Here is a 6,093-nt window from a genome sequence, read left to right as displayed (position 1 = left end):
TGCAGCGCAGTCAAATGGCGTAGGTGCCGGACCGACGGTGCATTCATCATCGAACTTTCCGATCATAATAGACGGAAATTCTCGTTGGACGTTTTGCACTGCAACATTTATGTCACCCGTGCGCTCAGGGGTTGGACAACAACGAGGTTGTCATGCTTGTCCCTATCTTTCGGATTGATCGCGAAGATCTTCCGATATTTTTACGATGCGAACCCCGTAGATTGGGGCGCAATAGCTAAAGGCGAAATTGGTCCGCAACTGGGATTTGCGCAAAGGCGCAGGAGCCTGACCGGCTCGTGGTACCTTGGCTAGACCTTGTCTGGTTCATTGCGGATTATACCACCAATTTCGAACGTTTTCCCAAGCAACCACAGATCAATTGTTTCTTTCGCAAGCCCGCCCCGCCCAGGGTGGCTGCACATTATGGAGGCACGGCATTGTCATTTCCCATTCCCGCAGACGAAGCGCAGCGGCTGGTCGCTTTGCGCGCACTCGATATCCTCGATAGCGCCCCCGAAATTGCCTACGACGAAATTGCCGAGCTGGCCGCGCAGATTTGTAACTGTCCTGTCGCCTTTATAAGTTTCATTGACAGCGATCGGCGGTGGATCAAGGCCAAATATGGTCTGCCGGCCGAGGTCGTTGAAGCGCCGCGCCGAGTGGCCGCATGCTCGACCACGATCTGTGGCACCGAATTGCTTGTGGTGCCCGATATGACCAAGGACCCGCGTTTTGACCATAGCCCAATTGTCGTGGGCAGCCCGTACTGCCGCTTCTATTGCGGCATGCCGCTCATCACCGACGAAGGCCACGCGCTTGGCGCTCTCTGCGTCATGGATTTCGAGCCGCGACAGCTCAACTGCGAGCAACGGGAGTCGTTGCGTCGATTGTCGCGCCAGGTCCTCACCCAGCTCAAGCTGCGCGGACAGTTGATCGAGCACGGCCGAACGATCGAGGAGCTGGATCGCGCGCGGATCGAAGCCGCTTCCGAAAAGGCGCGCGCCGAACAACTCCTCGACAACGTCTTGCCTGCTTCCGTCGCTGACGAGCTCAAAAAGAGCGGCAGGGTGCAGCCGAAATACACTCCGTCCGCAACCATTCTCTTCGCGGATTTCCAAGGCTTCACGCTTTTGGCTGAACGAATGGATCCTGCACCGCTCGTTGACCTTCTAGACCAATACTTCACGGCTTTTGACGAAATCGTTGCCCGTCATGGACTGGAGAAGGTCAAGACGATCGGCGACGCTTACATGGCTGTCGGAGGTGTGCTCGATACCGATCGTCGACATCCCATCGACGGCTGTCTGGCGGCGCTCGAAATGAAGGCAACAGTCGCGGCCATCAATTCGCGAAGGGAGAAGTTGCAGCTACCTGCTCTCGAACTGCGTGTCGGCATCCATACTGGCCCGGTCGTTTCCGCCGTGATCGGCTCGCAGAGGTTCACTTTCGACATCTGGGGTGAGGCGGTGAACAAGGCGTCATTCATGGAGACCCACTGCCCGCCAGCCCGGATCAACATCTCGGAAGACACGGCAAGACGGGTTGAGCCTTTTTTCGAGCTGGAGGCGCGGGGCCTTGTTGAGGTCAAGCACGAGCGCAAGCATCGAATGTATTTTCTCAATCGCCTGAGGTCGGAATGCCGCAAGGTTGGGCGGCCGCTCGGAGAGGATCATCCGAGCGGCTCCGCGGCGTCACGGATTGCACCTCATCCGGACATCATGGCCCGTCGGGCGCGTCTGCGCGCCTGACACATTGCGCCCAAATCGGACCTCAATGAACGACCGGACTTATTCACGCAGGCGTGTTTGCGCTCGGCCGTAACAGAAGGACGACACGCGCGCAACTTGGCGTGTCGCAAGGGCACTTCGCGGGCGATTTCTTCGCCCAGCAGCTTCGAACAGTCAGCGAATAATGCAAAGGAGTTTCGTTATGCGAAAGCTTGCAACAATTCTTTTCATGGCAACGTTGAGCTTGGCAGATGTGGCTTCGTCGGCATTGGCACAACAGCCCGGCCCACAGAATGATCTGCTGCCGCCGCGCGTCGAAAGTATCGCAACCAGGGCAACGCAGCTCTACTTGGGCATGTCGGAGGATGAGGTCGCCCGCGCGATGGGAGAACCGACAACCGTCGTCACTTCCGAAAGTGCCGGCGTCGAGTTGCGTGTGCTCAAATACGCGCCGGAGCGGCTACCCATCAAGGTCACACTGTCGGACGGCAAGATTTCCGCGGTCGCGTTCGATATCGCCGAGATTGATAATCCCGCGTTGCCAGGCTACGGTCGGCCGGTATGGTCCGGAATGCATCGAACTGCGGTGCTTCGCATCATGGGGGCGCCGAGTGAGGACCGCCTGCGCGATAGCTTCGGCATGAAGCTCGAGCACATGATCTTCGAACGACCTGGGCTACCTGATCTCAGCATCTTTCTGGTCGACGACCGCGTGGTGACGAAGCAGGCAGGGCGAGCCTTGCCGCCGGACATTTTCCGCTTGTCGCTGCCGTTGGCGCCGAGCGACGCTGACCGGGCAACCGGCAGCCAGGGCGATCAATCACGCCGCAGGCAGATACGCGCCGGCATGAACGTGCACGATGCGCAGGCCATGTTCGGCGAGCCAAAAATGCGCGTGCCCTACAGCGTCAAGGGTCGCCCCGCCGAATACCGAATTTATCAGACAGCAAGCGATGGTCAGTTTGCCTGTTTTACGTTCATCGACGATATTTTGGTCGGGTTCGCCGATGGGGGCCGGATTCCGCTCGACCAGATTCTGAATGGCGGCTGACGGGGAGCGAAACAATGCGCAATATCAGCATTTCGCGCCGTCAGCTCTTGATCGGCTCTTCGCTTGCTCTGTTGTTGGGCAAATCTGCTCAAGGCGAAGAGTTGCTGGGTCCGCTGACACCTGCGCAACGTAGCCAGTTCGTATTGGAGCGCCGTCGCGAGGCCGCCGATAGGTGCGCTAAGGATGCGCCCCATGCACCCGAGACCAACGGCGACGAAAGCCGATATGCCGATCGGCGTGCGAATTTTGCAAAGACGCTGCCGCACAACGAGCTCGGCGAAGTCGATCAGCAGGCATATCGCGATTGGCTTGAGATCGTCGCCAGCGGTGACCCCTCTCGATTCGAACAAGTGCCCCGCGACGTCCAAGCGGTCGAAAGGTTGAACAATCCTCAGGCTGCCTATTCCATCGATCTGGTCGGTACGGATCCGGCTGTGCTCGCGCTGGCACCGCCGCCATGCTTTGCAAGTCGCGCGATGGCCGCCGAACTGGTTGAACTCTACTGGTGCGCGCTGATGCGTGACGTGCCATTCCGGGAAATCCCGTCGAGCCCATTGACGCGGGGCCGCAGTCGCCGATTTGACCGCAGCCGGTTATTCCGGACTGACCGAAGCGACGCTGTTTCGTGGTGATACCGCAGGCGAGCGGCGAGGCCCTCTCGTCAGCCAGTTTCTTTGGCGCGACATTCCCTACGGCGTCGGAACCGTGCAGCAGCGGTTTCGCGCTGCCAGCCGTGGCCAGGCTTTCCTCACCACGTTTGCCGAATGGCTCGCCTGCCAGCGCGGCGCTGAGGCTCAAACTTCGATCCGATTCGACGTAACTCCACGCTATATTTCCAGTTATCGGGAGCTTTGCGAATACGTCCATCGCGATTTCAGCTTCCAGCCGTTCATGGACGCTGCCCTCATCATCCTGCGCATGGGCGCTGGTGACACCGTTCTTTCGAGAACCAATCCCTATCGGGGTTCGACTGCGCAATTCGGCGACATTACGCTCGGCAGCAAGAACATCTTGAGCCTGCTCGCGCAGGCGTCGCTGTTGGCGCAGAAGGCATCCTATTATTACAAATGGCAGGTGCACCGTCGTGCTCGGCCAGAGGTCTTCGCCGCGCGCGTCGACGTCCATCTCAGTGGCCGCAAGTCCTACGATCTGCATCCCGCGGTGCTCGAAAGCGAAGCGGTGGCGCGGGTCAAAACAGCTTATGGCTCCTGGCTGCTGCCTCAAGCCTATCCGGAAGGATGTCCGACTCATCCATCGTATCCCGCCGCGCACGCAGTCAACGCGGGCGCGTGCGCCACGATTCTCAAGGCGTTTTTCGACGAGGATTTTGTCATCACCGATCCCGTGCAAGCGACAGCCGACGGCAATCAACTCGCGCCCTGGCAGGGTGATCCGCTGACCCTCGGTGGCGAAATAGACAAGCTTGCCGCAAATGTCGCGCTCGCGAGGGATGCTGCCGGCGTCCACTTCCGCTCGGACAGCATACAGGGTTTGACGCTCGGTGAGAACGTCGCTATCGGGCTCCTCGCGGACACAAGCCTCACCTACAGCGAAAGATTTGACGGCTTCGTCCTTCGTCGCTTTGACGGAACACTAGTGCGGATCAGGGGATCCATTGCTCCCGAGCTTTCGGTGAGATGATCCGCCTAAGGACTTCCCGTCCGAGGCATGAAGTCTGCGAAGCACGCGATGTCTTTGTGGTCGGCCGGTCTGCCCAATCAACTGCCTTGGCGCAAGGCGCCAGCGGTCGGCGCAGACGGTCGCCGGTAGGCGCGAGACGCCTTTCGCTTTCCTCAGTCGAGGTCGGCCGTCCGGACGCATCGGGACGCGTCTCCGTCGACGAGAAGGCGGGCCCGGCCTAGCCCCCCTTCAGGATCGACTTCACCTCCCGGACCGGCCAGCTTTCGCCGGCGGGAATCACCCGCACCTTCGCCCCGGCGCCGACCAGCGCATGGGAGCTGGCCTCGTCGTCGATCCGTTCCACGACGAGCTCGGTCTCGGGTTTCCAGGCAAGGGTCAGATCGAGATCGCCGGGAAAGATCCGCCAGCGCGAACCGTCATGGAGTTCGACGATATGGCTCTCGGAATGGGATCGTATCTTCATCGATCGGGCTCCGCCGCCATCCGTTCGGTCAGCTCAAGGTGATGCAGCAGATCAATTCGTTGCGCAAAGGCCGGGTTCCTTCCGCCAGCATGGATCGATCCCGGCCGGCACGCGTTCCGCACCGGAAATACCTCCAGGATAGTCCCATGACGCTGAATTTCGAAACGCTCCGGGCGGCGCGATCCTTTTGCTGGTCGTAGGCTGGTACCTGCCCGCCGTCGCCCAGAGGTTCGTCTGCCGCGTGTTAACGGTGACCCACCGGGCGGACGCTCTGGTGACGGCCTTTCTCGCCAGCCCGGCGAGGTACGCGATCCTCGCCGTCGTCGGCATCGCCGTGCTGCAGGTCTTCGGGATCCAGACCGCCAGCCTCCTCGCGGTGCTGGGCGCCGCGTCGCTGGCCATCGGCCTGGCGCTGCAGGGCACGTTGTCCAATCTTGCGGCCGGGTCATGTTGCTGATCTTCCGGTCCTTCCGGATCGACCAGGATGTGGAGGTCGGCGGCAAGGCGGGAAAGGTAGGGTCGCTCTCGCTCTCCATGACCGAGCTCGACGAAGGCAAGTGGGACGGCGTCTACCTCGGCCGGACGGAAGGAAGGGCACCGACCTGATCTACGCGGGCAAGGTGGATCATCGATTCGACAAGGCTTCTGCCGCCGACCTACAGAAACGGCTGAAGCCGCTGATCCCCAAGACGCAGCCCTATGCGAAGCGGATCGCGCACAGGGGAATCTGGGTAGAGCCGAAGCTCCTCGCCGAGATCGAGTATCGGGCCAAGTCGGCGGAGGGAAGGTCCGGCATCCTTTCTTCAAGGGGGCTTCGGGAGGATCTGTAATGGATTTCGAAGTCCCGCCCAACACGATTACTTGCACCGGGAGTCCCATCAGGAACGGCCCCTCGCCTCCGGCGTTCGCCGAAATGCCGAGATATTTCTTTCATGTGCATGGAACACGCCCCTTCCACGACGATGGCGGTCTCGACCTCCCCGGCGACGCTGCCGCATGGGAGGAGGCCAAGAGGTTTGTCCGTGACATCGAGAGCGCCTTGGAGCCAGGCGAGACCTGGCACCTCGAAGTTCCTCGGGATGGTGGGGCGATTTACTCGCTCAAGCTCTGCACCCGCGCCATCGGCAGGCAAAAGCGGTAGCGGCGCTGGACACGAAGATGTCTCCATGGAACCAGGCGCCTTTCATTCGGGTGGCTGAAGTTCGGGCGAG

General features: G+C 60.6%; 6 protein-coding genes and 1 pseudogene. 6 read left to right on the top strand and 1 reads right to left on the bottom strand.

Translation table 11 applies throughout. The features are described from left to right. Nucleotides 1-437 precede the first annotated feature (437 nt). The 4 genes from JOY90_RS25800 (at nucleotide 438) to JOY90_RS25785 (ending at nucleotide 4,419) form a co-directional block, all read left to right on the top strand. Nucleotides 438-1,748: an adenylate/guanylate cyclase domain-containing protein gene (locus tag JOY90_RS25800; RefSeq protein ID WP_291693932.1), complete on the top strand. Its 1,311-nt coding sequence runs from the start codon at nucleotides 438-440 to the stop codon at nucleotides 1,746-1,748. Between the two features lie 181 nt (nucleotides 1,749-1,929). Then, on the top strand, nucleotides 1,930-2,778 hold the full coding sequence (locus JOY90_RS25795) for a hypothetical protein (protein WP_291693931.1): 849 nt from the start codon (nucleotides 1,930-1,932) through the stop codon (nucleotides 2,776-2,778). A 14-nt stretch (nucleotides 2,779-2,792) separates the two neighbouring features. Then, on the top strand, nucleotides 2,793-3,410 hold the full coding sequence (locus JOY90_RS25790; protein WP_291693930.1) for a hypothetical protein: 618 nt from the start codon (nucleotides 2,793-2,795) through the stop codon (nucleotides 3,408-3,410). Continuing rightward, the gene (locus JOY90_RS25785; RefSeq protein WP_291693929.1) at nucleotides 3,358-4,419 is read left to right on the top strand and encodes a vanadium-dependent haloperoxidase; all 1,062 of its coding nucleotides are present in this window, start codon (nucleotides 3,358-3,360) and stop codon (nucleotides 4,417-4,419) included. The genes JOY90_RS25790 and JOY90_RS25785 overlap by 53 nt, the downstream gene beginning before the upstream one ends. A gap of 217 nt (nucleotides 4,420-4,636) precedes the next feature. Here the strand turns inward: JOY90_RS25785 and JOY90_RS25780 are convergent, their stop codons facing one another. Then, nucleotides 4,637-4,882 (bottom strand): hypothetical protein, encoded by a 246-nt coding sequence (locus tag JOY90_RS25780; RefSeq protein ID WP_291693928.1) that lies wholly within the window; start codon nucleotides 4,880-4,882, stop codon nucleotides 4,637-4,639. A gap of 274 nt (nucleotides 4,883-5,156) precedes the next feature. On the opposite strand from JOY90_RS25780, the gene JOY90_RS25775 reads away from it, so the two are divergent. Both JOY90_RS25775 and JOY90_RS25770 read left to right on the top strand, forming a co-directional pair. Continuing rightward, nucleotides 5,157-5,339: a mechanosensitive ion channel domain-containing protein gene (locus tag JOY90_RS25775; protein WP_291693927.1), complete on the top strand. Its 183-nt coding sequence runs from the start codon at nucleotides 5,157-5,159 to the stop codon at nucleotides 5,337-5,339. A gap of 62 nt (nucleotides 5,340-5,401) precedes the next feature. After that, nucleotides 5,402-5,712, top strand: a pseudogene (locus JOY90_RS25770) (DNA ligase); the annotation flags it as partial. Between the last annotated feature and the right edge of the window lie 381 nt (nucleotides 5,713-6,093).

Origin of the sequence: Bradyrhizobium sp., assembly GCF_019242285.1 — a bacterium.
Taxonomy (GTDB): Bacteria; Pseudomonadota; Alphaproteobacteria; order Rhizobiales; family Xanthobacteraceae; genus Bradyrhizobium.
This window is presented reverse-complemented; position numbering and strand designations above follow the sequence as displayed.